20 protein-coding genes and 1 pseudogene are annotated in these 26102 nt (G+C 73.1%); 11 read left to right on the top strand and 10 right to left on the bottom strand.

Annotated elements, in window-relative coordinates; translation table 11 throughout:
• Positions 1–3: 3 nt before the first annotated feature.
• The 3 genes from AB0E05_RS14410 (at position 4) to AB0E05_RS14400 (ending at position 6921) form a co-directional block, all read left to right on the top strand.
• Complete coding sequence (locus tag AB0E05_RS14410) at positions 4–3858, top strand: amino acid adenylation domain-containing protein (RefSeq protein ID WP_361962958.1); 3855 nt, start codon at positions 4–6, stop codon at positions 3856–3858.
• A 102-nt stretch (positions 3859–3960) separates the two neighbouring features.
• A complete protein-coding gene (locus AB0E05_RS14405; RefSeq protein WP_361962956.1) occupies positions 3961–4929 on the top strand; it encodes a transposase in 969 nt (322 codons plus the stop codon).
• Between the two features lie 306 nt (positions 4930–5235).
• Positions 5236–6921: an MFS transporter gene (locus AB0E05_RS14400; protein WP_361962954.1), complete on the top strand. Its 1686-nt coding sequence runs from the start codon at positions 5236–5238 to the stop codon at positions 6919–6921.
• Here AB0E05_RS14400 and AB0E05_RS14395 read toward each other — a convergent pair.
• From AB0E05_RS14395 to AB0E05_RS14385, 3 genes are read right to left on the bottom strand one after another with little or no spacing between them, the layout of a single operon-like run.
• A complete protein-coding gene (locus AB0E05_RS14395; RefSeq protein ID WP_361962952.1) occupies positions 6849–7328 on the bottom strand; it encodes a DUF5360 family protein in 480 nt (159 codons plus the stop codon). The two genes, AB0E05_RS14400 and AB0E05_RS14395, sit on opposite strands and share 73 nt — an antisense overlap.
• On the bottom strand, positions 7328–7654 hold the full coding sequence (locus AB0E05_RS14390) for a multidrug efflux SMR transporter (RefSeq protein ID WP_361962950.1): 327 nt from the start codon (positions 7652–7654) through the stop codon (positions 7328–7330). The genes AB0E05_RS14395 and AB0E05_RS14390 overlap by 1 nt, the downstream gene beginning before the upstream one ends.
• Positions 7654–8196 carry a TetR/AcrR family transcriptional regulator gene (locus AB0E05_RS14385; RefSeq protein ID WP_361962948.1) on the bottom strand — a complete coding sequence of 181 codons (543 nt, stop codon included), beginning with the start codon at positions 8194–8196 and terminating at the stop codon, positions 7654–7656. The genes AB0E05_RS14390 and AB0E05_RS14385 overlap by 1 nt, the downstream gene beginning before the upstream one ends.
• A gap of 499 nt (positions 8197–8695) precedes the next feature.
• Between AB0E05_RS14385 and AB0E05_RS14380 the strand changes: the two genes are divergently transcribed.
• From AB0E05_RS14380 to AB0E05_RS14360, 5 genes are read left to right on the top strand one after another with little or no spacing between them, the layout of a single operon-like run.
• Positions 8696–9934, top strand: a complete 1239-nt coding sequence (locus AB0E05_RS14380; RefSeq protein ID WP_361962946.1) for an aminotransferase class I/II-fold pyridoxal phosphate-dependent enzyme — start codon at positions 8696–8698, stop codon at positions 9932–9934.
• On the top strand, positions 9931–10512 hold the full coding sequence (locus tag AB0E05_RS14375) for a hypothetical protein (RefSeq protein ID WP_361962944.1): 582 nt from the start codon (positions 9931–9933) through the stop codon (positions 10510–10512). Before AB0E05_RS14380 ends, AB0E05_RS14375 begins: the two co-directional genes overlap by 4 nt.
• A gap of 51 nt (positions 10513–10563) precedes the next feature.
• Positions 10564–11496, top strand: a complete 933-nt coding sequence (locus AB0E05_RS14370) for a methyltransferase domain-containing protein (RefSeq protein WP_361962942.1) — start codon at positions 10564–10566, stop codon at positions 11494–11496.
• Positions 11493–14048: an MMPL family transporter gene (locus AB0E05_RS14365; protein ID WP_361962940.1), complete on the top strand. Its 2556-nt coding sequence runs from the start codon at positions 11493–11495 to the stop codon at positions 14046–14048. The genes AB0E05_RS14370 and AB0E05_RS14365 overlap by 4 nt, the downstream gene beginning before the upstream one ends.
• Before the next feature lie 5 nt (positions 14049–14053).
• Complete coding sequence (locus AB0E05_RS14360; protein ID WP_361962938.1) at positions 14054–14782, top strand: CPBP family intramembrane glutamic endopeptidase; 729 nt, start codon at positions 14054–14056, stop codon at positions 14780–14782.
• 17 nt (positions 14783–14799) lie between these two features.
• On the opposite strand, the gene AB0E05_RS14355 is transcribed toward AB0E05_RS14360, so the two are convergent.
• The 3 genes from AB0E05_RS14355 to AB0E05_RS14345 form a co-directional block, all read right to left on the bottom strand.
• Positions 14800–15699 carry a transketolase gene (locus AB0E05_RS14355; RefSeq protein ID WP_361962936.1) on the bottom strand — a complete coding sequence of 300 codons (900 nt, stop codon included), beginning with the start codon at positions 15697–15699 and terminating at the stop codon, positions 14800–14802.
• 68 nt (positions 15700–15767) lie between these two features.
• The gene (locus tag AB0E05_RS14350; protein ID WP_361962934.1) at positions 15768–16505 is read right to left on the bottom strand and encodes a transketolase; all 738 of its coding nucleotides are present in this window, start codon (positions 16503–16505) and stop codon (positions 15768–15770) included.
• Positions 16506–16624: 119 nt separating this feature from the next.
• Positions 16625–17521: a TetR/AcrR family transcriptional regulator gene (locus AB0E05_RS14345; RefSeq protein ID WP_361962932.1), complete on the bottom strand. Its 897-nt coding sequence runs from the start codon at positions 17519–17521 to the stop codon at positions 16625–16627.
• Between the two features lie 77 nt (positions 17522–17598).
• Here AB0E05_RS14345 and AB0E05_RS14340 point away from each other — a divergent pair, with 77 nt between their 5' ends.
• Together AB0E05_RS14340 and AB0E05_RS14335 are read left to right on the top strand one after the other, a co-directional pair.
• Positions 17599–19326 (top strand): right-handed parallel beta-helix repeat-containing protein, encoded by a 1728-nt coding sequence (locus tag AB0E05_RS14340; protein ID WP_361962930.1) that lies wholly within the window; start codon positions 17599–17601, stop codon positions 19324–19326.
• 105 nt (positions 19327–19431) lie between these two features.
• Positions 19432–20937: an MFS transporter gene (locus tag AB0E05_RS14335; RefSeq protein ID WP_361962928.1), complete on the top strand. Its 1506-nt coding sequence runs from the start codon at positions 19432–19434 to the stop codon at positions 20935–20937.
• On the opposite strand, the gene AB0E05_RS14330 is transcribed toward AB0E05_RS14335, so the two are convergent.
• The 3 genes from AB0E05_RS14330 to AB0E05_RS14320 are packed head-to-tail and all read right to left on the bottom strand — an operon-like array spanning position 20924 to position 23963.
• Complete coding sequence (locus AB0E05_RS14330) at positions 20924–22135, bottom strand: ABC transporter permease (RefSeq protein ID WP_361962926.1); 1212 nt, start codon at positions 22133–22135, stop codon at positions 20924–20926. The two genes, AB0E05_RS14335 and AB0E05_RS14330, sit on opposite strands and share 14 nt — an antisense overlap.
• Complete coding sequence (locus AB0E05_RS14325; protein ID WP_361962924.1) at positions 22132–22893, bottom strand: ABC transporter ATP-binding protein; 762 nt, start codon at positions 22891–22893, stop codon at positions 22132–22134. Before AB0E05_RS14325 ends, AB0E05_RS14330 begins: the two co-directional genes overlap by 4 nt.
• Complete coding sequence (locus AB0E05_RS14320; protein WP_361962922.1) at positions 22890–23963, bottom strand: peptidoglycan-binding domain-containing protein; 1074 nt, start codon at positions 23961–23963, stop codon at positions 22890–22892. Before AB0E05_RS14320 ends, AB0E05_RS14325 begins: the two co-directional genes overlap by 4 nt.
• Before the next feature lie 152 nt (positions 23964–24115).
• On the opposite strand from AB0E05_RS14320, the pseudogene AB0E05_RS14315 reads away from it, so the two are divergent.
• Positions 24116–25309, top strand: a pseudogene (locus tag AB0E05_RS14315) (RNA-guided endonuclease TnpB family protein); the annotation flags it as partial.
• 33 nt (positions 25310–25342) lie between these two features.
• Here AB0E05_RS14315 and AB0E05_RS14310 read toward each other — a convergent pair.
• Positions 25343–25999, bottom strand: a complete 657-nt coding sequence (locus tag AB0E05_RS14310) for a hypothetical protein (protein ID WP_361962920.1) — start codon at positions 25997–25999, stop codon at positions 25343–25345.
• Positions 26000–26102: the final 103 nt, after the last annotated feature.

Here is a 26102-nt window from a genome sequence, read left to right as displayed (position 1 = left end):
GCCGTGATCCCCCTCTCCTACGCCCAGGCCCGCACCCTCTTCCTCGACGGGCTCGACGGCGGAACGGGCTACCGCATCGCCCTGGCCTACCGGCTGCGCGGCCCGCTGGACCGGTCCGCCCTCGAAGCCGCCTTCGCCGACCTGGTCGCACGGCACGAGAGCCTGCGGACCGTGTACCCCGCACCCGGCGGCGTACCGCGGCAGGTGGTGCTCGACGCCGAGGACGCCCGCCCGCCGCTGCGCACCCGTGTCGTGAGCGAGCCGGAGCTGGCGGCGGCCCTGGACGCCGCGGTCCGGCGCCCCATCGACGTCTCCTGCGAACCACCCCTGTACACCTTCCTGTTCGCGCTCGGCGAGCGGGAGCACGTGCTGCTCGTCCTGGTGCACCACATCGCGGCCGACGGCTGGTCGCTGGCCCCGCTGCTGCGCGACCTCGCCGCCGCGTACGGCGCCCGCACCCGCGGCAGCGCCCCGGACTGGCAGCCGCTGCCGGTGCAGTACGTCGACTACGCCCTGTGGCAGCGCGAACTCCTCGGCAGCGACGACGACCCCGACAGCCTCGTCACCGAGCAACTGGCCTACTGGCAGGGCGCCCTGGCCGGACTCCCCGAATGCCTCGCGCTCCCCACCGACCGGCCGCGGCCCGCGGTCGCCTCCTACCACGGCGGCTCCGTCCCCCTCACCATCGGCCCCGCGCTCCACCGGGCCGCCCTGGAGCTGGCCCGCCGCGAGCGCGCCACCCTCCACATGGTCCTCCAGGCGGCCCTGGCCGCCCTGCTGACCCGGTTGGGCGCGGGCACCGACATCCCCATCGGCGCGGACGTGGCCGGCCGCACCGACGAAGGGCTCGACGACCTCATCGGCATGTTCGTCAACACCCTGGTGCTGCGCACCGACACCGGCGGCGACCCCACCTTCCGGGAGCTGCTGGCCCGGGTGCGCGAGCGGGACCTGGCCGCGTACGCCCATCAGGACCTGCCCCTTGAGCGGCTGGTGGAGGCGGTGCGCCCGACGCGCTCCGCCTCCTGGAACCCGCTCTTCCAAGTGGTGCTCAGCCTGGTGGAGGACGTGCGCGCGGTGCCCGCGCTGCCCGGCATCGACGCGTCGCACGTACCGGTGCACGGACAGATCGCCAAGGTCGACCTCGCCGTCCACCTCACGGAGCTGCGGGCCGGGCAACAGGGCTTGGCCGCGGGGCTGGTGGGCGCGGTGGAATTCCGCAGCGACCTCTTCGACCCGGGCACCGTCGCCCTCCTCGCCGCACGGTACGTGCGGCTGCTGACGGCCGTGACCGCCGAACCGGACCTGCGCATCGGCCGGGTGGAGCTGCTCACCCAGGCGGAGCGGGCGGAGCTGGCCGCCGGCGGCTCGTCGACGCCCGGTGACGGGGACCTGGTGCCGGAGCTTTTCGCGGCGCAGGCGGCGCGCACCCCGGGTGCCGTCGCGGTGGAGTGCGCGCAGGACCAGCTCACGTACGCGGAGCTGGACGCCCGGTCGACCCGGCTCGCCCGCCAGCTGATCGGCCGGGGCGTCGGCCCCGAGGACCGGGTGGCCGTCCTGCTGCGGCCCGGGGTCGACCTGGTGGTGGCGCTGCTCGCGGTGGTGAAGTCGGGCGCCGCGTACGTACCGCTCGATCCGAAGTACCCCGAGCGGCGCATCGCGTACATGGTCGAGGACGCGGCGCCCCGGCTGCTGCTGACCGAGCCGGGGCCGGCCGCCGAAGCCGCTCCCGCCGGCTGTCCGGTGCTGCACGTCGCCGACGGCGCTCAGGGGGAGCGGTCGCCGCTGACGGACGCGGACCGGGTGACCGCGCTGCGGCCGGCGCATCCCGCGTACGTCATCTACACCTCCGGCTCCACCGGTCGACCCAAGGGCGTCGTGGTGACCCACGGCTCCCTCGCCGCCTACGTACGGGACTGCCGCGCGCGCTACCCCAGCTCCACCGGTGTGAGCCTGCTGACCGCGTCGATCTCCTTCGACGCCGCGGTCACCGGGCTCTACCCGCCGCTGATCGCCGGCGGGCGGGTGCACGTCGAAGGGCGGTCGACGCCGCTCGCCGAGCAGCGCACGCCGCCCACCCAGATGGACGTGACCCCCAGCCACCTGGAGCTGATGAACTCCCTGCCCCGGGCCGCGCACCCCAGTCACTCCCTGATGATCGGCGGCGAGGCGCTGCACGGACCCGTGCTGGAGCGCTGGCGCCGGCGCCACCCCGACGTGACGGTGCACAACCTGTACGGCCCGACCGAAGCCACCGTGAACTGCACCGACCACCGCATCGCGCCCGGCGACCCCACCCCGCCCGGCCCGGTGCCCATCGGCCGACCGCTCGACGGGGTGCGTCTCTTCGTTCTGGACACCGCCCTCGGACTCCTCCCACCGGGCGCGGTGGGGGAGTTGTACGTCGCCGGGTGGGGGCTGGCCCGCGGCTATCTGGGTCTTCCCGCGCTCACGGCCGAACGCTTCGTCGCCGACCCCTTCGGCCCACCGGGCACCCGGCTGTACCGCACCGGCGACCTCGCCCGCCGGCTGCCCGACGGCGCACTGGAGTACGTCGGCCGGGCCGACGGCCAGGTCAAGGTCCGCGGACACCGGATCGAACTCGGCGAAGTGGAGGCCGCGTTGGGCGCCCTGCCCGAGGTCGACCGGTGTGCGGTGGTCGTCCAGGAGCGCTCCGCCGAGGACCGTCGACTGCTGGCGTACGTCGTGCCCGCCGCCGGGGCCGGGCCGATCGACCCCGCCCGCGTCCGACGGGCGCTCGGCGACACCCTGCCGGAGCCCATGGTGCCCGCGGCGGTGGTGGCGCTGGACGCGCTGCCGATGACCCGCAACGGCAAGCTCGACCGCGCGGCCCTGCCCCCGCCGCCGACGTCCGCCCCCGCGACCGGCGCGGGCACCACCCCGCTGACCGAGGCGCAGTCGGCGCTCCGCGCGGTCTTCGCCGACGTCCTGGGGGTGGCCGCGGACCGCGTCGGCGTCGATGACTCCTTCTTCGAACTGGGCGGACACTCGCTGCTCGTCCCCCGGCTGATCCAACGGGCCCGCGCCGCGGCCGGCGTCCACGTCACCGTCCAACAGGTCTTCCTGCGCCCCACCGTCGCCGGACTCCTGCGGGAGCACGAGGCGGCGCCGGCGGCGTTCGCCCCGCTGCTGCGGCTGCGGGAGGGCGACGGCACGCCGCTGTGGTGCGTCCACCCCGGGAGCGGGGTGGGGTGGAGCTACACGGCGCTGCTGCCGTACGTCCCCCGGCAGCACCCCGTCCTCGCCCTCCAGGCCCGCGGGCTCGACGGCGCCGCCCCGCTCGCCCGGAGCTACGGGGAACTCGTCACCGACTACTGCCGACAGATCACCGACGAGCAGCCGCACGGCCCCTACCTCCTGACCGGCTGGTCCTTCGGCGGCACGGTCGCGCACTCCCTCGCCGTCCGGCTGCGCGCGCTCGGCCACCGGGTGGAGCTCCTCGCGGCGATCGACGCCTGGCCCGTCGGCAGCGAACGGGAGGAGACGGCGGCCGAACCCCTGGACGTCCGTGCGGTGGCGCTCGACGGCCGGCACGCGTGGCAGCACCCCGAGGCGGAGGCCGAACAGACGAAGGCCCGGCTGCTGGAGGTGACCTCGAACAACGTCCGGCTGCTGGACGCGGCTTCGGCGGCCGGTGCGTACGACGGCGCCCTGACCGTCTTCGCCTCGGCCGAGGGCGACCGCGGGCCCGGCATGGCGCACCGCTGGCGCCCGCACGTCGAGGGGGACCTCACGGTCGTCCCGGTGGCCGCCGAGCACCTGCGGATGATGGAGCCGGACGCCCTCGCCGTCATCGGGCCCCACCTGGGCAAGGCGCTGCGCACGCTCCCGGACTGACCGCCGGGGGCGCGGGCGCCGGCAGCATAGGGTCGACGGATGCGATCGTCCTGCCGGGGCCGACCGGTGGCGAGTTCAACGACCCCGGGAGGCCGAGGAACCATGTGGGACAACCCCGTCGAAAGCGGTGCGCCGGGCCCGCTCAGCTACTTCTTCGAGTGGCTTGACGACCAGTTCACCCGGGCCGAGCCGCGCCGGCACGCCCACGACTACCTCCAGGGGCTGCTCTCCCCGCCGGATCCGCAGCGGGCCGGCGCCGCGGCGGACGACGGGCGCAACCGGCTGCTCACCACCGCCCGGTGGAGCGAGGACCGGGTCCGGGACCGGGTGCGGGACATGGTCCTCGCCTGCATGGGCTCCGACGAGTCCGTCCTCGTGATCGCGGAGGACGGCTTCCTGAAGAAGGGGCACGACTCGGCGGGCGTCGCCCGGCAGTACTCCGCGGCGTCCGGCCGGATGGACAACTACCAGATCGGGCTCTTCCTCCTGCACGTGGATCCGCGCGGGGTCAGCTGCGCCATCGACCGGGAGCTGCTCCTGCCGCCGCAGCGGGCCGACGACCCGGTGCACCGCACGAGGGCGGGCATCCCCGAGAAGGCGGGGACCTCCCGCGAGGACCTCGCCCTCGCCATGGTGGAACGCGCGCTCGACGCGGGGGCGCCGGCCCGCTGGGTGGTCGCAGACACCCCGTACTACGGGGACAGCGCGGCCTTCCGCCAGGCGCTGGAGGCCAACCGGACGCCCTATGTGCTGGCCAGCCTCATGAGCGGGCCGCCGGTGACCAAGGAGGTGGCCGACGGCGGCTTCGTGCGGTGGCGCATCGGCCGCGCGGGCGGCGGGTCGTACCAGTGCTACGCACCGCCCGGCACCGGACTCGACGAACTCGTCGCGGTCGCGGCCCAGGAGGAGACCGTGCGCTCCCACTTCGCCTCGGCGCGCCGCGAGGCGGGTCTCGACCGCTACGCGGTGCGGAAATGGCGGGCCTGGTACCGCCACATGACCCTCGCCATGTTCGCCCATGCATTTCTCCGGGTGACCCAGGCATCGGGAATTCATGAGGAATTGCGCTGACCTTGCCGAGGTGAGGCGAAGAAAGCGCGGAAGGTGAGGGGCTATCCGGTGGGATGGCCCCTTCTTCCGTACTTGAGTGCCTCCCGGCAGCTTCGACGGCGCTTCCGCACCTGGCTCCGTCTCTGCATCTTCGCACCTCAGGGCGTACTTTCTGCTGCTCCTCGGGGGAATTGACCGACCGTTATCTCCCTTACACTCGACATCGCAAGAAAGGCTTTTGCTGCGCCTTTCGCGGGAGTGCGTCACCTGTCGACTCGGGTGCCGCATTTCCCGTTCCCGCTCTTTTTAGTGAGGAATGGTCGAGGAATGACCCCGAAGAAGCACGAGGCCCCCGCCCGGGCCGGACGACGGGAGTGGATCGGCCTGGGGGTGCTGGCGCTGCCGACGACGGTCCTGGCCATGGACCTGACGGTGCTGCACGTCGCCGCCCCCAGCCTCGGCGCCGACCTCGCCCCCACCGGCGGCCAGTTGCTGTGGATCCTGGACGTGTACGGCTTCCTCGTCGCCGGCTTCCTGATGACGATGGGCACCCTGGGGGACCGGATCGGCCGTCGACGACTGCTGCTCGTGGGTGCCGCCGCGTTCGCCGTCGCGTCCGTGCTGGCGGCCTTCGCACCCGGTGCGGAACTGCTGATCCTGGCCCGGGCGCTGCTCGGGGTGGCCGGCGCGACCTTGATGCCGTCCACGCTGGCCCTGTTGACCACCATGTTCCGCGACCCGGCGCAGCGCACCTTCGCCTTCGCGCTCTGGATGACCTGCTTCACCGCCGGCGAGGCGATCGGCCCCCTGGTGGGCGGCGCGATGCTCCAGTACTTCTGGTGGGGTTCGGTCTTCCTGATCGGTGTGCCGGTGATGCTCCTGCTGCTGGTCACCGGCCCGCTGCTGCTGCCCGAGCAACGCGGCGCGGGGGCCGGCAGGTTCGACCTGACCAGCGCCCTGCTCCTGTTGGTGGCCGTGTTGTCGGTGGTGTACGGGGCGAAGCGCCTCGCCGGCGCGGGCGCCAGCCTCGAAGTGCTGGCCTGGGTGGTCGGCGGCCTGCTGGTGGGCGCGGTCTTCCTGCGTCGCCAACGGCGGTCGGCCGAGCCGCTGGTGGACCTGGACCTGTTTCGGCTGCCCGCGTTCAGCGCGGCGCTCGGCACCCAGACCCTCGCGGTGTGCGCGATGGCCGGCTCCCAACTGCTGGTGATGCAGTACCTCCAGACCGCCATCGGACTCACCCCGCTCCAGGCGGGGCTGTGGACCCTGCCGTCCGTCCTGAGCGGCATCGCGGCGACGCTGCTGGTGCCCGCCCTGGTCCGGCGGGTGCGCCCGGCCGTGGTGATCACCTGCGGCCTCGCGACGGCCGGCGCGGGCGCCGTGGCCGTCGCCGCCACGGCCACCGAGGCGAGCCTTGCGTGGACCGTGGCCTCCTTCACCGTCGTCTACACCGGGGTGACCCCGACGCTGGCGCTGACCACCAACGCGATCGTGGGCTCCGCCCCGCCCGAGCGCGCGGGCCTCGCCTCCGGGATCTCCCAGAGCGGAGCCGAGTTGGGGCTGGCCGCGGGCATGGCCTTCCTGGGCAGCGTCTCCATGGCCGTCTACCAGGGCCGGTTGGGCGAGACGGCGCCCGCGTCCCTCGACGCCACGGTGCTCCAGGAGGCGAAGGAGACGGCCGGCGGCGCCCTCGCCGTCGCCGAACGGCTACCGGACGAGGTGGGTGCGGCGCTGCGCGAGGCGGCGCGGCTCGCCGTCGCCGACGGTCTGCGCACCGCCGCGGTGCTCAGCGCGATCGGCCTGGTCGGCGCGGCCGTGCTCGCCGCCGTCTTCCTCCGGGCCGTCCCGGTCGCGGACGACCCCGCCGAACCGGACGCGTCCGTGACCGGTGTCGCGGACGACCAGGCTGAACCGGACGCGTCCGCAGGCGGCGTGACGGGGGATCACATCCTGCCGGCCGTCGCCGCCGAGTCGTGTGTCGGTGTCGACTGCGCGGACGGTCCGCGCAGCACGTAGACGATCGCGGGAACGGGGAAGGCGAACAAGAGGAAGTTCGGGATCCACCAGGCGAGGGACCAGTCGCCGCGCAGGGCCCAGAAGGACACGGCCTGGAGCCCCGCGGCGCTGGTCAGCGCCAGGGAGACCAACATCAAGGGGAGATGGAGGTCGTGGCGGCCTCCGATCCGCTGCCGCCTGCTGCCCGCCAGGTACAGCGAGGCGAGCCCGGTCACGCTCGCGGCGACGTCCAGGGGGAGGAAGGAGTAGTTCCAGTCGCTCATCACCGGATCGCGGTAGTCCTTGTAGGCGTGCTCCGGCGGAATGAGGTTCAGCAGCGCGACCGACCAGTACAGCAGGAAGGCGACGTCGGTCACCAGCATCGCGGTCTTCACGGCGCGCAGGCCGCGGGGGGTGGTCGGCGCCATCAGTGCTCCAGCCCTCCGCCCAGGTACATCACGGCCACGCCGAGGACGACCAGCGCCACTCCGACCACGGTGGCGGTGCGCACCCGCTCGTCGAAGAGCAGGACGCCGCCGAGGAAGGCGCCGACCGTGCCGACGCCCGACCAGACGGCGTACACCGGTCCCACGTTCAGCGACTTGAGGGCCTGGGCGAGCAGGACGAAGGCGGTCCCGTACCCCATGACGACCAGGATGCTCGGCGCGAGCCTGGTCAGTCCGTGCGAGGCGCGCAGCCCGAGCGTGGCCGCCACCTCCGCGACGATCGCCCCCGCGACCAATAAGTACCCCATCACGCGCCGTCCGGGTGCTGCGGTGCGATCAGATCGTCGACGAGGGCGCGCAACCGGTGGTGGTCGACGCCCTGCGGCGGGGCCAGCCCCAACAGGCGCGCGGTCCACCAGCCGTCGACCGCCATGCGCACCAGGGAGCTGACGCCCGGCGGCAGTCCGTCCGCGTCGAGGCGCTCCTGCCAGTGGAGGTAGCGCTCGCGCAGCACGTCGAGGACCTCCGGCCCGCCCGCCGCCGCGAGGAGCGCGACCGGCACCGCGGACGGCGGCGCCCCCTCCTCGGCGGGTGCCAGCAGCGGGATCGAGGCGTCCAACCAGGCCCGGGTGAAGGCGCCGGGCGGTGCGTCGGGGCCGGGCAGGACCGCTTCGAAGCGGTCGACCAGCCGGCGCACGACGCCTTGGACCAGGGCGAGCTTGGAGGGGAAGTGGTGCAGCAGCCCGCCCTTGCTCACGCCGGCCTCGGCCGCCGCCGCGTCGAGGCGGACCGCATCGACGCCACCCTTCACCAGCAGTTTCTCCACCGCGTCCAGGATCCGGTCGCGCACGCTTCCACCTGCTCCTTCTTGACTTTTTCTGCATTCCCGACCGTCTGGACGGTTGCGAAAGCCTACCATGCTGCCGATGGGGTCCGGTTATGATCGGGAAAGTGCCTGTGATGAACCGGATTCATTAATTCCAGGTGAGCCGAAACGCATTGTCCAAGCCGCCGTTGACACTTTTCATCGGGTGGGGGTACTTTCAGGCATCGTCACTGGCATGCTGCCGGCATCGCGGAACCAACGGGGGACAGAATGATCGGAAACTCCGCCTAGCAGACGCCGCCCGGAGAGCGGGCGATCACCTACGCGCGACAAGGGGACACCGGCGTTGGCCCCCGGCTGTCGCGCGTATTCCATGGGCCCGTAACGACGCGGGCATTCCACGTGCCTTCATTCGATGTGTGCGCACAGCCATTTCACCGCGCCTTCTTTTGGCGTGCGCCCGGCCGTGCGCCGCGCTCACCGGCACGTTCATCATTGATCGATCGATCAAGGAACAAAGGTAATGAGTGCGCTTTCTGCATTGTCCGAGCGGGGAAATCCCGCGGACCTCTACTCGCGTTTCGCCTCCTTCACCGCGGCCCGGGACCTCATGGCGGCCGACCGCTATCCGTTCTTCCTGCCGCTGGAGGGCAAGGAAGGTCCCACAGTCCGCCGCGGCGATCGCTCCCTGATCATGTGCGGTTCCAACAACTACCTCGGGCTCACCGGACACCCGGAGGTGCTGGCGGCGGCGCGTTCGGCGCTGGAGAAGTACGGCACGTCCCGCACCGGCTCCCGCTTCCTCAACGGCAACACCGAGTTACACGAGGAATTGGAGGCGGAGCTGGCCGACTACCTCGACAAGCCCGCCGCCCTCGTCATGTCCACCGGCTACCAGACGAACCTCGGCGTGCTCGGCACCGTCCTCACCCCCCGCGACCACGTCTTCCTGGACCGCAGCGCCCACGCCTCCCTGCTCGACGGCGCCCGGCTGAGCGGAGCCAAGATCCGCTGGTTCCCGCACAACGACGCCGAGGCGCTGGGCCGGGCGCTGGAGCGGGTGCCCGACGACGCCGGACGGCTCGTCGTCGTGGACGGCGTGTACTCCATGGAAGGCGACGTGTGCGACCTGCCGGCCGTCGTCAAGACGTGCTCGGCCCACGGCGCCCGCCTCCTGCTCGACGACGCCCACGGCCTCGGCGTCCTCGCCGAAGGCCGCGGTACGGCCGCCCACTTCGGCCTCGCCGACGAGGTCGACCTGATCACCGTCACCTTCAGCAAGTCCCTCGCCTCGCTCGGCGGCGCCGTCGCCGGCAGCGAAGAGGCCGTCCACTACCTCAGACACCACGCCCGCAGCCTGATGTTCAGCGCGTCCACGACACCGTCCAACACCGCGGCGGCGCTCGCCGCCCTGCGCATCCTGCGGGCCCAGCCCCACCTGGCCACCACCGTGCAGGCCAACGCCGCCCACGTGCGGCGCGGGCTGGCCGAAGTAGGCGTGCGCACCGTCCCCAGCAGCACGCCGATCGTCGCCCTGCCGACACCGGGGACGCCGCAGACCCTCACCGCCTGGCACCGGATGTACCACGACGGCGTGTACGTCAATCCGGTGCTGCCGCCCGCCGCCGAGCCACGGCTGCGCACCAGCTACATGGCCTCGCACACCCTCGACCAACTCGACCGCGTCGTCGAGGTCTGCGCCGCGCAGAAGGCGCTGCTCGCCGCGCCGGAGCACGACGGCCGCGCCCCCGACGTCGCGTGAACGGCACCCCGGCCCGCCGCCGCCCGGCCCGGGGCCAGGTCCCGGCCCTCGTCGCCGCCGGCCTCGTCACCGGGGCGTGCGGCGCGGCGTCCACGGCCGCGCCCGGCGCTCTCGGCGGCTTCGGGATCCTCGCGCCCGGAGCCGTACTCGCCCTCGCCGCGGGTCTGGCCCTGGCCCGGTCGACGGCGACGTGCCGGGGCGCCCGCACACCGGACGGCCGCGGCACCGCGGTCGCCGCCGCGCTGCTCGCCCTGAGCCTCGCGGTCGCCGTCCCCGTCGAGGGCAGCGCCGCCCTCGCACCGCTCCTGACCACCGCGCTGGCCACCGGATTCATCACCGGCCTCAGCACCGGGCTCCTCGCCGACGACGCCGAGGGCCCCGCCCGTACGCACGCCAGTTGGGCGGGCGCCGCGTACCCGGCCCTGTGGCTGGCCGCCGCGCTGGGCGCCGGCTGCGCCCTGGGCCTGTGGCGACTGCCGGAGACCCGGGCCGCCGCCAGCGCGCTCGCCTGCGCCTGCGCACTGCTGCGGCTGGCCGCGACCCCGCACGCCCGCCGCACCACACCGCCGCCGCAGTAGAGCCCCCGCGGCCCCCCCGTACCGCAACCCCTTCCGCACCGAGGAGTCCTCATGTCCCGCTTAGGTCTCGCCGCCCGAGCACTGCGCCTCACCCTCAGCCGGGCGCACGCCGACCCCACGGCCGACTACGACGCGGCCAGTTCCGACTACGACACCTACTTCAGCCCCGTGATGGGCGGCCACTCCACCGCCGCCCTCGACGAGGTCCCCGTCGCACCCGGCGACACGGTGGTGGAACTCGCCTGCGGCACCGGCCATCTGACGGCCGGCATCATCCGCAGACTCGACGGCCACGGGGCCGTGCTGGCGGTCGACAAGTCCATCGGCATGCTGGAGGTCGCCAGACGCAAGGTGCTGCCGCTCGTCGAACCGTCGCCCGGGCTGCACCTGGAGCTGTCCGACGGCGACATGGAGGGCTTCATCGCCGGCCTGCCCACCGGCAGCGCCGATGTGGTCGTCGTGGGCTGGGCCATCTGCTACGCCAAGCCGGCCCGGCTCCTCGCCCAGGTGGAACGCGTCCTGCGGCCAGGCGGCCACGTGATGGTGATCGAGACCAGGGCCGACGCCCACCGCGCGCTGACCACCCGGCTGGAAGAGGTCTTCGCCGACGACCCCTCCCTGCTCACCGGGTTGATCCGGGTGGCCCTGCCGAAGGACGCCGCCGAGGTGGCGCGCTGGTTCACCAAGGCCGGGCTGAGCGTCGACGTCCAACGGGACGGCTCCCAGGTCATCCCCGCGCACACCCCGGCAGCGGTCCTGGAGTGGGTCCAGCGGTCGGGTGCGGCGGCCGGCTTCAAGACCGCCGTGGACCGGGGCCGGGAACAGCTCGTCCTGCGCCGGGTGGAAGAAGGACTGGCCGACCTGCTGCGCCGGGAGGGCCGACTCGACATCGAGCACACCTTCGTCACCGTCACCGGACACAAGCCCGTCCCGTCCCGCCAGGGCCGCCCCGACGCCCGCGGCGAGGAGGTCGGCGTCGGATGACGAACCCCCCTGTCACCCGGCCCGCGCCGCCGGCCGCCCCGGGCGCGGACGGCTCCCCGTCCGACGGCGGACGGGTGCACCGCGCACTGCACGCCTTCGCCCGCCGGCTCATCGCCCGTCCCAAGACCGTGATCCTGCTCTGGGCCGTGCTGATCGCGGTCTGCATGCCCATCGGCGGTCGGCTGGCGTCCCAACTCACGGACCAGGGCGCGTCCAAGGTCGTTCCCGGCACCAGCAGCGCCCGCGTCGACGACCTGACCAAGCGCTCCTTCCCGCAGCGCTCCGAGCGCGAGCTCACCGTCGTCCTCAAGGCCGCCGACGTCAACACCCCGCAGATCCGGGCCGCCCTCGCCGACCTCGACGAACGGCTCGACGCCAGGCGGCGCAGCGGCGACGTCGCGGCCACCTCGTCGGCGTACACCGTCTACCGGGACGCCACCGTGCAGTTCCTCACCGGGCTGTGGCGGCAGATCGGCGGGGCTGGCGCGACGGTCGGAGAACGCACCGCCGCGGTCGACGCCCTCGCCCGCCGTGGGACGGTCCCGCCGGCCCTCGTCCCGGCCGCGCGGGAGACCGCCCGCGCCGCCGACGAGGCGCAGGTGGCCACCGTCGCCCGCAGCGCCGCCGTCGCCGCCGACTGGCGCGACTTCCCCCTGCCGGTGCCCGCCGACGTGGTGGACCGGCTGATCGCGAAGGATGGCAGAACCGCGGTCGTGTCCGTCGCCCACCCCGTCGGCGGCGACCGCGACCCGGACGTCGACTGGCTGCGCGGGACCGCCCGCGGCGCGCTGTCCGCGGCCGGCGCGGACGGTGCCGCGGACGTCCACGTCACCGGCGAACTCGCCCTCATCCACGACACCTACGACAAGGCCGAGTCGGACACCGCGCTGATGGAGACGGTGGCGTACGTCATCATCTTCGTCGTCCTGCTGTTCTTCTTCCGGGCCCTCGTCCCCGCCGTCCTCACCCTGGCGGTGGTGGGCCTGTCCATGAGCGTCAGCGAAGCCGCGCTCTTCGGCCTCTCCCACCAGGTGACGCTCACCCAGTTCACGATGACCATCATGCAGTTCGTGATGCTGGGTGCCGGCGTCGACTACAGCATGCTGCTGTCCTCCCGCTACCGACAGGAGCGCATCGCCGGTCGGGATCCCAGGGACGCCGCGCTGCACGCCACCGTCCACGCCGGCGAGAGCATGCTGCTGGCCGCCGGCGCCGTGGTGCTCGCCTTCGGCGCGACCCTGCTGTCCCCGGTCGACTGGATCCCCCCGCTGGGGTACGGCGGACTCGTCGGCATCCCCATCGTGTTCGCCGCCGCCCTCACCCTCACGCCCTGTCTGCTGGTGCTGTTCGGGGACCGCTTCTTCGCCCTGGGCCGCGCGCCCCTCTCCGACCTGGAGCGGCAGGGCGCCATGGGCCGGCACCTGCGGCGCACGGCCGAGTTCGCCCGCCGCCGCAAGGTCGCCGTCGTCCTCGTCTTCCTCGCCGCCACGGTGCCCTTCGCCCTGCTGGCCGCCGGCAACCGCTCCACGTCCGACCCGGTGAAGCTGAGCCCGGTCACCGACTCCCGCACGGGGTACGAGGCCCTCGCGTCCGCGTGGGGTGACAGCGCCGTGCTGCCCACCACCGTCGTGGGCGAGGCCGCCGACGGCGTGGTGCGCGACGGCCAACTCACCGACCAGGGACGGCAGGTCGTGACCCGGCTGACCGAACGCATCGCCGCCACCGAGGGGGTCGCCGGCGTCGACTCCGCCACCCAGCCCTTCGGCCGCCCCTGGGACGCCGCCCAACAGCGCCAGGACCGGGCCTTCCTCGGCGACCACGTCGCCCGCGACGGCACCCTGCGCTTCGTGGTGGTGCTCAAGGACGACCCCTACTCGGCCGCGGCGGCTGACACGGTCGACCGGCTGGACGACGTGCTGCGCGCCGCCGGCGGGGACGTCGGAGAGCTGACCATCGGCGGCGCCACCCAGGTGGACCTGCAGTACGGGGCGGCCCTGCGCACCAGCTTCTGGCAGATGGTCGCCCTGGTGAGCATCGGCGTCTTCGTCATGCTCGCGCTCACCCTGCGGTCCCTGCTCGTCCCGCTGCGGCTGATCGCCACCATCATGCTGAGCAACGTGTGGGCCATCGGCATCACCGTGCTGGTCTTCCACCACCTGCGCGGGGAGGTCGTCATCGACGACCTCCCGATCTTCCTGACCGTGCTGATGATGGGGCTCGGCATGGACTACGAGATCTTCCTGGTCACCCGGGTGCGCGATCTGATCCGCAAGGGCCATCCGCAGGACGAGGCCACCCTGGCGGCCGTCGTGGACACCGGCCGGGTCATCAACGCCGCCGGCCTCGTGATGGCCGGCAGCCTCGGTACGATGGCGCTGTCCTCCACCCTGATGCTGCAACAGTACGGAGCCGGCCTCGGCACCGCCGTACTGCTGGACGCCACCGTCATCCGCATCCTGTTCGTGCCCGCCACCCTGCTGCTGCTCCGGCGCTACAACTGGTGGTTCCCCACCCTGCGCCGACGCACCCCGCGGCGCGCCGGGGCGGGGTGAGGGCGATGACCCCGCCCCGATCCGCACCGCCGACCCGGCCGGCCGGGCCCCTGGCCCGGCTGCGCCGGCGCTCCGAGGCCGATCTGCTGACCACGGCGGTCGTCCTCTTCGCCCTGCTCGCCGCGGTCCGGGTCGCCGGTGCCTTCAGCTTCCCGCTGATGGCGCTGTCCGTGGGGCTGAGCGCCGTCGCCCTGCTCGTCGTGGGCCGCGAGCACTGGCCCGCCATGGGCGTGCGCCGCAGCGACCGCACCGGTGCACTGGTGGTCTGCACCGTCGTCGTGGCCCTCGTCTACGCGGAGGCGTTCCTCGCCAACCGCGCCGTCTTCGGCACCGCCGACGACAACTGGACGTCGTGGGTGCCGAGGATCTTCGACGGGCTCGTCCCCGGGGCGCCCTGGGCGGACGCGGTGGCCATGGTGCTCGCCATGGGCGTCCTCGTCCCCCTGGTCGAGGAGGTCTGCTACCGCGGCGTCCTCTTCCACGCGGTCGAGGAGCGCTGGAACACCCGGGTCGCCATCGTCGTCACCGCGGCCGGCTGGGCGGCGGTCCACCTCGGCGACTACGGCCTGAACCCGCTGAACGTGAAGGTGGTCTGCGGCGTCCTGCCGTCGGTCTTCTTCATGGGCCTCGCCCTGGGCATCGCTCGCGCCGTCACCGGGTCGGCGCTGGCGTGCGCCGCGGCCCAGGGGGTGTGCAACCTGCTGCTGCTCGGCGCCGTACTGCTGTGGGCGTGACGGCACGGCGGGCCGCGTCAGCGGGTGCCGAGGAAGCGGGTGATGTCGTTGCGCAGGGAGGCCGCGTCGAGGCGGTGCGCCGCCAGGTGCTCCTCCATCTGCCCGTAGCGGCGCAGCTCCTTGCGTCCCACCCCGAGGCCCAGCACCCGGTGGGGCACGTCGGCCAGGGCGTCGTTCGCGGCGCCGGTGGAGGTGCCGGCCAGATACGGCTCGACGACGACCACGTCGGCGCCGGCCCCGTCGACCGCCCGTCGCAGCCCGGCGCCGTCGAAGGGGCGCACGGTCGTGGCGTACAGCAGCGTCACATCCAGCCCTTCCACCGCCTCCGTCACCGCGTCCAGCATCGGTCCCACCGCGACCACGACGCCGGCGCCGCCCTCGCGCAGGGTGAGGAACTCCCCGCCGGTGACGGGCAGCGGCTGCGCGTTCTCCTGGAGCGAGAGGCGCACGTACACCCGGTCGTCGCCCCGGACCGCGGTGCGCAGCAGCGCCTCCGCCTCGTCCGGGTGGCCCGGTACGTGGACCGTCCAGCCGTCGAGCGTGTCGAGCAGGGCCACGTCGCCCGGTGACATGTGGGTGAAGCCGCCGGCCGGCCAGTCGTACGAGCCGCCGGCGCTGACCAGCACGGCCCCGGCGTCCTGATGGCCGAGGTCCAGCTTGACCTGCTCGAAGGGGCGCTCGACCAGGAAGCTGGCGAAGGTGTGGACGACGGGCCGCAGTCCGGCCAGCGCCAGCCCGCCGCCGACGCCGACCAGCAACTGCTCGCGGATGCCGACGTTGAGGACCCGGTCCGGGTGGGCCCGCTGGGCGGGGGCGAAGCCGTCGGCGCTGATGTCCGCGAGGACGACGGCGAGGCGCGGATCCTCGTCGAGCAGTTGGGAGGTGGTGGAGATGAAGCGGTCACGCATGGTGTCCATGGCGGAAGTCCCTCGGGTGGGTGGTGCGACGGATGGGGTGCGGGAGTGCAGTGGCGGAGCGGGGGTGCTCACGCCTCCTTGGGCGGGGTGCCGTCCCTCGGCTCGACCACGGCGACCACCGCGTGCGGACGCCCGGGGTGGGGTTCGGTGTACGCGGCGTGCAGGGCGTCGTGGTCGCGGCCGTCCACGGTCGCCGTGGACCAGCCGGCGGCCTCGAAGCGGGACGCGATGCCGCCGCGCCAACCGTGCGTGGCCGACTGGTTGTCGATGACCAGGGCGTGCAGCGAGGAGAGGCCGGCGGAGCCGGCGTAGGCGATGGCCTCGTGGTTGCTGCCCTCGTCCAACTCGGCGTCTCCGATCAGCACCCACACCCGGGAGTCGGTGCGGCCCTGGGCCCGTAGCCCGAGGGCGGTGCCGACGCCGATCGGCAGTCCGTGCCCGAGCGAGCCGCTGCCGATCTCCGCACCGGGCACCAGTACCCGGTCCGGGTGGTGCCCCAGCGGGGACGCATAGCCGCCGAAGCCGGGCAACAGCGACTCGGGGAAGAAGCCCTTGGCGGCGAGCACGGCGTAATAGGCCATCGGCCCGTGCCCCTTGGAGAGCAGGAAGCGGTCCCGGTCGGGGTCGTCGGCGGTGGCGGGGGTCACCCGCAGCACCCGGTCGTAGAGCACCCACAGCGCGTCGAGGGTGGAGGTCGCGGCGGGGCCGTGCTTCTCGTCCCCGGTCATCAGGGACATCAGCCGCCCGAGGTCGTCGAAGCCGGCAGGGGGCGTGGACGGGCTGTGCGCCGTCGTGGTCTGCGTCATGACCCCAGGATGCAACCTCAACTCGACTTGAAGTCAAGGCGCTTTGAACCCCAGCAGAAAAGTTTTAATTTTCAATATGTGGCCGGCCAAGAAAAGGTGCGAGGGGTGTGCCCCGTCGGTCAGGAAGTGGTGGCGCCGCGCCGTCGATGCGCCCGCTGTCGGCAGGCGGGGGAGCAGTACGTCCGGGGGCGGCCGGTGGCGCTGTGCTCGACGGGCTTCCCGCAGGATGCGCACGTCTTTACGTTACGACTTTCGTTACGCTCGGGTGGCTGGCCCGCCACGGCCACCAGGGCTTCCACCCCGTCCAGCACCCGCCGCAGGCCGAACTCGAAGGGGTCGAGTGGCGCCTCGTACCCCCCTTCCTCGTACAGCCGGGTCAAGGTCGGATAGCGCTCGTCGAGTTGGTCGTACAGGGATGAGCGTGCGCCCCACCACTCCTCGTCGCTGACGCCGGTGCGCTGCTCGGTGCGGGAGGCGAGCGCCAGCTTGCGGGCGGCGCCGTCGACGAAGTCGCCCACCAGCGTCACCACCGCGATGACCTGGGCGGGCGGCAGGCCCGTGCGGGCTGCGACGCTCAGGGCGCGCTCGAAGGACGCCACCCCGTGCGGCCCCGGGATCTGACGCTCTTCGCCCAGGTCGGCCAGCCAGGGATGGCGTCGTTGGAGCTCGATGCCGGAGCGCGCCCATGCCTCCAGGTCCGCACGCCAGCCGTCGGAGTCACTGCCCGTGGCGGCGGGCGCGGCGGCGGGGGCGGCCTCGGTCGGGGCTTCGGTCGGAGCGAGTTCGGCCAAGACGGCGTCGCGCATCAGGGCCAACAGATCGGCCTTCCCCGGCACGTGCCGGTACAGCGCCATCGTGGTGAAGCCGAGCCGCTCGGCCAGTCGCCGCATCGACACCGCGCGCAGCCCCTCCGTGTCCGCCAACTCGACCGCGGAGCGCACGATCCGCTCCAGGCTGAGCCCGCGCCGGGCTCCGGTGCCCCACAGCAGTGCGGTGCTGCGCTCCACGTCCGTCATGGCGCACCTCCCTCGTTCCTCGCGTGTATGTTGTCTACCAGAAGTGTACGCCGTACACATGACAGGGGAGGATCCTGATGTTCTTCGTCGATCCGCAGGGCGACGACCGGGGACCGGGCACCGCGGAGCGCCCGTTCGCCACGCTGGAGCGGGCCCGCGACGCCGCAGGACCCGGCACCGTGGTCGCACTCCGCGCCGGTACGTACCGCCTGACCGACACCTTCCGGCTCACCGCCGCCCACTCCGGCGTCGTCTACCGGGCCCACGGCTACGGCACCCCGGACCAGGAGGAGGTGGTGATCAGCGGCGGACACGAGATCGCGCAGTGGAGCACCGGGGACGACGGCACCCACCGCGCCGAACTCCCCGGCCCCGCACCCCGCCAGCTCTACGCCGACGGCCGCCGCGTCGAACGCGCCGCGATCCCGCTGGCCGGCGTCCCCCTCGTCCGCACCCCCGACGGCTACACCGTCGAGGACGGCGGACCGGGGTCCTGGACGGGGGACGTCGAGTTCGTCTACCGGGGCGCCTACCCCTGGTCCGAAGGCCGCTGCCGGGTCGCGGCCGTCACCGGCGACGCCCGCTCCACCACCATCACCATGGCCGCCCCCGCCTTCGCGCGGGCGACGCGCCTGTACCACTCCGTCCTGCGCTGGGAGGGGCCCGGCGCCGGCGAGTTCCACGGCGTGGACGCCCCCACCGCGGCCGAGAACAGCCCCGCCTTCCTCACCGACGGCACGTTCGCCACGACCGGCACCGTGCTGCACTACCGCCCGCACCACGGCGACGGCGCGGCCCCGCCGTCGACCGACGGCCCGACGGGCGTGGTCGCACCCGTCCTGGAGACGCTGCTGCACGCCCGGGGCGTCAGCGACCTCACCTTCCAGGGCGTCACCTTCGCCGACGCCACCTGGCTGCACCCCAGCACCCCGCAGGGCTTCCTGCACTACCACGGCAACGGCTACGACAACGGCGGCGACCTGAGCACCGTCACCTTCGCCGACGGACAGGGGCAGGTGACCGTCCCCGACGACGAAGCGAGCATCCCCGGGAACCTGCTCTTCGAGGAGTGCCACGGAGTCACCCTGCAAGGCTGCCGCTTCGTCCGACTCGGCGGCGTCGCCGTGGAGTTCCGGGGCGCGGGCGCCGGCAACGCCGTCCTCGACAGCGAGGTCGCCGACATCGCCGGCGGCGGCCTGACGATCGGCGAGGGAGCCCGCGACCACCGGATCGAGAACAACCACGTCCACCGCGTCGGCCTCGACTACCACGGCTCGCCCGCCGTCCTGGTCACCGGCGCCACCGCCACCGTCATCGCCCACAACGAGGTCGACGACGTGCCGCACAACGGGATCGTGGTGTACGAGGGGCGCGGCACCCACGTGCGGAACAACCTCGTCCACCACACCATGCAGGTGCTCGCCGACGGCGGCGGCATCTACGTGTCCGGCCCCCAGGGCGACTCGTACGAGAGCGGAGCGGTGCTGCGCGGCAACGTCGTCCGGGACACCGTCACCCCCTGGAACTGGGGCATCTACACCGACTACGGCGCCGCCCACGTCACCGTCGAAGCCAACGTCGTCCACAGCTCGCACGCCCCGGTCGTCCTGACGGTCTGGCCGCCGCTGGACCGGGTGACCTTCACCGACAACGTCTGGGACGCCGACCCCGGCGAGGCCCCGGACGGCGTGGTGCTCGACGGCAACACCGTCCTCGCCCCGTCCGCGCTCGCCGCCGACCCGCGGGCGTCGGCGATCCTCCACGCCGCGGGACGGCGTACGCCCGCAGCGCCACCCCGCGGGTGAGCCGACCGCGCCGCACGGGGGTTTGCCCGTGCGGCGCGCGTGGTACGGCTGATCGGCGCGGCGGCCGGCCCGCGGGGGTCGGCGTCCGGTCGGGAGGCGACGGCGATGACCCAGCAGGCACGTGACGCGACGGGCACCGTCACCACCGCGGTGCCCGCCCGCCTCGACCGGCTGCCGTGGTCGCGGTGGCACTGGATGATCGTCGTCGGCCTCGGCACCGTGTGGATCCTCGACGGCCTGGAAGTGACCGTCGTCGGATCCATCGCCAGCCGGATCTCCGAGGACGGCAGCGGACTGACGATCACCGACGCCCAGGTCACCGGCGTCGCGGCGGCCCTGTACGTGGCGGGCGCCTGCGCGGGCGCGCTGTTCTTCGGCCGGCTCACCGACCGCTACGGCCGCAAGAGGCTCTTCCTCGTCACCCTCGCGGTGTACCTGGCGGCCACCGCGATGACCGCGCTCTCCTTCTCCGCCTGGTGGTTCTTCCTCTTCCGCTTCCTCACCGGCTTCGGCATCGGCGGCGAGTACGCGGCCATCAACTCCGCCATCGACGAACTGATCCCCAGCAGGTACCGCGGCCGGGTCGACCTCATCATCAACGGCAGCTACTGGCTCGGCGCGGTGGGCGGCGCCCTGCTGTCCGTCGTCGCTCTCGACACCGCCCTCTTCCCCGCGGACGTCGGCTGGCGCCTCGCCTTCGGCCTCGGGGTCGTCCTCGGCCTGGTGATCCTGCTGGTCCGCCGCCACGTGCCCGAAAGCCCCCGCTGGATGCTGATCCACGGCCGGGCGCCCGACGCCGAACGGCTCGTCGACGACGTCGAGCACCGGATCGAAGGGGAACGCGGACAACCGCTGCCACCCGCCACGGCGACGATGACGATCCACCAGCGCGGCACCATCGGCTTCGGCGAGATCGCCCGCACGGTCTTCCGCCGCTACCCCCGGCGCGCCGTCCTCGGGTTCGCGCTCTTCGTCGGCCAGGCGTTCCTCTACAACGCCATCACCTTCGGCTTCGGCTCCATCCTGGTGCGCTTCTTCGACGTGCCGAGCGGCAGCACCGGCTACTACTTCGCCGTGATCGCCCTCGGCAACTTCCTCGGCCCGCTGCTCCTCGGTCACCTCTTCGACACCTGGGGCAGACGGCCGATGATCGCCGGCACGTACGTGCTGTCCGGGCTGCTGCTCTTCGCCACCGCCGCCCTCTTCGGCGCCGGCGTGCTGAACGCCGTCACGATGACGCTCTGCTGGTGCGTGGTGCTCTTCTTCGCGTCCGCGGGCGCCAGTTCGGCGTATCTGACCGTCAGCGAGATCTTCCCGATGGAGACCCGGGCGATGTCCATCGCCTTCTTCTACGCCGTCGGCACGGCGGCGGGCGGCATCACCGGTCCGCTGGTCTTCGCCGGGCTGACGGAGAGCGGCGTCGTCTTGGACGCCGTGCTCGCCTTCGGCATCGGCGCGGCCCTGATGGTCGCGGCCGGACTGGTCGCCGCCTTCTTCGCCGTCGCCGCCGAAGGCCGCTCCCTGGAGGACGTCGCCCGACCGCTGTCCGCCCTGCCCGACGGCGACCGGCCGGCGGACGGGTCCACCGGCCGGCGCGTCACGTCGCGCTGAGGGCGACCGTGGGCCGCAGCCGCGACGCCCGCACCGCCGGATACAGCCCCGCCAACACGCCGATGACCAGCGTCGCCGCGAAGCCGCCCGTCACGGACCACGGCGGCACCACCGGCGTCCAGCCCTGTGCCAGCGCGAAGCCGAACGTGGCCGCCGTGCCGAGGACGGCGCCGCCCGCGCCACCGAGCGCGGACAGCAGCAGGGACTCCGTGAGGAACTGGGCGCGGACCGCGCCCCTGGTCGCCCCGATCGCCCGCCGGAGCCCGATCTCCTGACGGCGCTCCAACACCGAGATCACCATGGTGTTCGCCACGCCGACCCCGCCGACCAGCAGGGCCACCGCGCCCAGGCCCAACATCAGCGCGGTCAGGCCCCGGTCGGTGGCCGCCTTCGCCGCGAGCGCGTCGGAGGGCCGCGACACCTTGACGGAGCCCTCGTCACCGGGGTTGACCGTACGGGGCAGCACGGTGCGCACGTCCTCCACGGTGGCGTCCGGGGAACGCTCGAAGAGCATCGAGGGATGGCCGTCGAAACCCAGGTACCGCTCCGCCGCGGGGAAACCGACCAGCGCCACCCGGTCCAGGGTGGGGACCAGCTCCACCGGTCGGAGGACGCCGACCACGACCACGTACTCGTCGTTCATCAGGATCTTCTCGCCCGGCGTGGTGACGCCCAGGCGCTGGGCGGCGATCGAACCGAGGACCGTGACGGGCAGCCGCTCGTTCGCCGCGCTCAGCCACGTCCCCTGCGCCACCTCCGCGTTCAGCGCCGTCAGCAGGTCGGTGCGCGCCGCCTGGACGCTGACGCCCGCGGTCCGCTCCTTCGGCACCACGTCGCTGCGCCGGACCCGGGCGGGCACGTCGCCGGTCGCCGTCGCGTGCTGGACGGGACCGATGCGCTCGACCATGGCCACCGCCGACTTCGGCAGCTTCGCCTCGTTGCCCTCGGCGTCCTTGCCGGCCTCCACGGTGAGCAGGTTGGTGCCCAGCCGGTCGAGCCGGGCCATCAGGTCCGCCTTGCTGGAGTGCGACAGACCGACCACCGCGACCATCGTCGCGATCCCGATGGCGATGCCGAGGGCGGACAGCACGACGCGGGCGCGCCGGGCGCGCAACCCGACCGCCCCGAGCCGGAGCACGTCGACCGGCGCCAGCCGGGCGGGCCGCAGCCGCGGCGGGCGCGGGGCGCGGGAACTCATCGTGCACCCGCCTTCGCGGTAAGGGAGTCGGCGACGACCTCGCCGTCCCGGAAGCGGACCCGGCGCGGCAGCGCGTCCGCGACGTCGTGGTCATGGGTGATGACGCAGACGGTGGTGCCCGCCGCGTTCAACTCGTGCAACAGGTCCACCACGACCCGGCCGGACGCCGTGTCCAGGGCGCCGGTCGGCTCGTCGGCGAGCAGCAGGTCCGGCTCGCCGACCAGCGCGCGGGCGATGGCGACGCGCTGCTTCTCCCCGCCGGACAGTTCGGCCGGCCGGTGGCCGAGGCGGTGACCCAGGCGGACGCGTTCGAGCGCGACGCGGGCGCGGGCCCGGCGCTGCCTGCGGGGCACCCCCGCGTACAGCAGCCCGTCCGCGACGTTGTCGACCGCGTCGCGGCCCGCCGCCAGGTGGAAGTGCTGGAAGACGAAGCCGATGTGACGGGCGCGCAGCGCCGACAACTGGGCGTCGGACAGGTGGGCCACGTCGTACCCGGCGACGCGGACGGTGCCCGTGGTGGGCGCGTCGAGCGTGCCGACGATGTTGAGCACCGTCGACTTCCCGGAGCCCGACGGGCCGACGATCGCGACGAGTTCGCCGGCGTGGACGGTGAGGCTGACCCCGCGCAGGGCGTGCACGCCGCCCGCGTACGCCTTGCCGACGTCGCGCAGTTCGACGACGGGCACGGCCCCGGGTGCGGTGACCGCTTCGCGGGGGAGGGCGTCCTGCGCGGCGGCGGGGGAGTGCGGGGTCGTCATTCCTTGGCCACCCCGACCTCCTGGCCCTCCGCGAGCTGTGCGCCGCTGACCTCGATGCGGCCGTCCGCCGTCATCCCCGTCTCCACCCTTACCATCCGGGACGTGTCGCCTTCGACGATCTGGAGACCGTAACCGCCGTCCGCACCGCGCAGGGCGACGACCGCCTCCACCGGGACCGTGAGGACGCCCTTGCGGCTCTCCCGGACGAACCGCACGCTCGCGGTGGCCTTGGCGTCCTCCTCGGAGACCGCCGACGCCCCGCCCTCCAGGGCGACCTCGACGACGACGGAGTCCTGCGCGGGCCCGGCCGCCGGCTCGCCCGGGTCCTCCGGGCGGACCGTGCCCGTGACCTCGCCCCGGGCCGTCGCGCCGCTGGGCAGGGTCACCTCGACCCGGGTGCCGGGCGCGGTCAGCGACACGTCGGCCCGGTCCAGCTCCGCGCGGACCACGGGCCGGGTGGACGCGACGGTGAGGACGGCCGTGTCCGGCCCCACCTGGTCGGCGAGCGCCGCGTCCGCCCGTACGACGGTGACCTCCGCGGGCTGGAAGACGACGTCCCCCTTGCCGACCGTGCCCGACGGCGTGCGGTTGAGCGACTTCTGCCACCGCTTGACGGCGGCCTCCGTCGCCTCGTCGAAGTGCGGGTCGACGCGGAGCCCGCTGCCGTAGCCGAGCGCGACGAGATTGCGCTCCAGTTGGAGCACGTCGCTGCCGCGGGCGCCGACCGTCATCTCACGGAAGGCGGGAACCGGGCCGTACAGCAGGGTGACGGGCTTGTCGTCGAGTTCGTACAGCGCCCGGCCGCGGGTGACCTTGGCGCCCTCCCGGGCCGCGACCGTCACCGTGCCCGGGACGGCCGCCTTGACCGGGCGGCGCTGGGCGAAGTCGACCGTGCCGTCCACGGTGGTGGACTGCACGAGGTCGGCGCGGGTGACGGGGGCGGTCGCCGGCGGCAGGTCACCGCGGCCGTCCGCGGTCTCCACGCTCCCGCCGTCGTACACCAGGGCGCCCGCGCCGAGGGCGGCGGCCAGCGCGGCACCGCCGACGAGGAATCCGGTACGGCGCTTCATCTGGTACCTCCGAGGGAACCTTGGCCTTCAGGCCGGGGAGGGAACGGACTCCTGTGGAGCTGGGCAGGGGGGTGGGGTTTCGCTGCTGGGTGGAAGGCCGTGTTCTGACCAGCAGATGTGGTCTTCACCTGTGGTCCCCTTAGTTTGTGAGCGTGACCACGGCGTATGTGAAGCGGGCGTATCGGTATCGCTTCTATCCCACGGACGAGCAGGCGGCGGAGCTGTCGCGTACGTTCGGCTGCGTCCGCAAGGTCTACAACATGGCGCTCGCCGCCCGTACGGAGGCATGGGCACGTCAGGAACGCGTCAACTACAACCAGACGTCGGCGATGCTGACGGCGTGGAAGAAGACCGAGGAACTGGCGTTCCTCAACGACGTGTCCTCGGTGCCGCTCCAGCAGTGTCTGCGGCACTTGCAGACCGCGTTTGCCAACTTCTTCGCCAGGCGGGCCAAGTACCCGCGCTTCAGGACGAGGAAGAAGTCGCGGAAGTCGGCCGAGTACACCACGTCCGGATACCGCCTCTGTGACGGGAAGCTGGTGCTCGCCAAGGTGGCCGCACCGCTGGACATCGTGTGGCACCGGCCGCTTCCCGAGGGAGCGAAGCCGTCCACGGTGACCGTGTCCCAGGACAGCGCGGGCCGCTGGTTCGTTTCGATGCTGTGCGAGGATCCCGGCACTTGGCCACTGCCCGCCACCGGGAGTGCCGTGGGGGTGGATGTCGGACTGGATCACCTGCTGACCCTCTCCACTGGCGAGAAGATCGCCAACCCGAGGCATGAGCGCAAGGACCGTGCGCGTCTCGCCCTGGTCCAGCGCCGTCTGGCGAAGAAGGCCAAGGGCGACGGCGCCAACCGGCGCAAGGCTCGACAGAAGGTAGCCAAGATCCACGCTCGGATTGCCGACCGGCGCCGTGGCGGCCTGCACAAGCTGACTACTCGTCTTGTTCGTGAGAACCAAACGATCGTGATCGAGGACCTGACCGTGCGCAACATGGTCAAGAACCGGTCCCTGGCCCGCGCCATCTCGGATGCCGCATGGGCCGAGTTCCGAACCCTGCTGGAGTACAAGGCCCTCTGGTACGGGCGGGAAGTGATCACTGTCGACCGCTTCTTCCCCTCCTCCAAGCTGTGCTCCACCTGCGGCACTCTCCGGGAGAAGATGCCGCTCAACGTCCGCACCTGGACGTGCGACTGCGGAACGACCCACGACCGGGACGTGAACGCGGCGAAGAACCTTCTGGCCGCCGGACTGGCGGTGTCGGCCTGTGGAGCCGGTGTAGGACCTCAACGGAGCACTCCGGGCGGGCAGTCGGCGACGAAGCAGGAAGCTTCCCGGCGCGAGCCGAGAAGCCCCCGCCTTGAGGCGGGGGAGTGTCACCTACTGCATCCCGTCCAGACCTTCGAGCAGCTTGCCCTTGCACGCCTCACGGGCCTTCTTGTACACGGGCGACTTCTCGTCGAGTACCGGGGACACCGGGTTCGGCTCGCCGCCCGGCATCACCCCGCCGCCGGACAGGGTGGGGCTCGCGAACCGGGAGACGCCCTCGTCGCGCATGCACGTGGCGTGCGCCATCAGCGACTCGTAGTCCTTCTGCTTGTCGCGCTTGGGCTCCAGATTGCTGGCCGCGCGCAGCTCCGGGCCGCACACGCCGTCCCGGCCGCCCTTGTGTCCCTGGCCGCTGCCGACCCGGTCGGGCATCGCGTTGATCGCGTCCCAGTCCAGGTAGCCGCTGAGCTTGGGGTCGGGGTAGTCCTTCGAGCCGCCCTTGGTGCGCATGCACCGGACGTACTCCATCTGTGCGTCGTAGAAGGCGCTCTTGCCCGCCGCGGGGGCCTTCGCGGACTCCTTGCCCTCGCCGTCGCCCAAGGCTCCCGCGGTCGGCTCGTCCGGTACGGAGGCGATCGCGCCGCCCCCTTCGGCGCGTACGCCCTCGCCGTTGTCGCCACAGGCGACGGAGAAGGCGAGCAGCGGAGCGGCGACGGCCGCGGCGAGGCGGAGCCGGGCGGTGCCGCGGGAGACGGTGTGGATGGTCATGCGACGACCGTCGGCCGCCCACATGGTGATCGGGCCATCGCCACATGATGAGCAGGTAACAATGCGCGCGATCGCCGTCCTGCCTGCTGCCGCCGGTCCTGAA

Source organism: Streptomyces sp. NPDC048057 (assembly GCF_040653095.1).
Classification (GTDB): Bacteria; Actinomycetota; Actinomycetes; order Streptomycetales; family Streptomycetaceae; genus Streptomyces.
The sequence above is the reverse complement of the archived record's forward strand: the minus strand, read 5'-3'. Positions and strand labels throughout refer to the sequence as shown.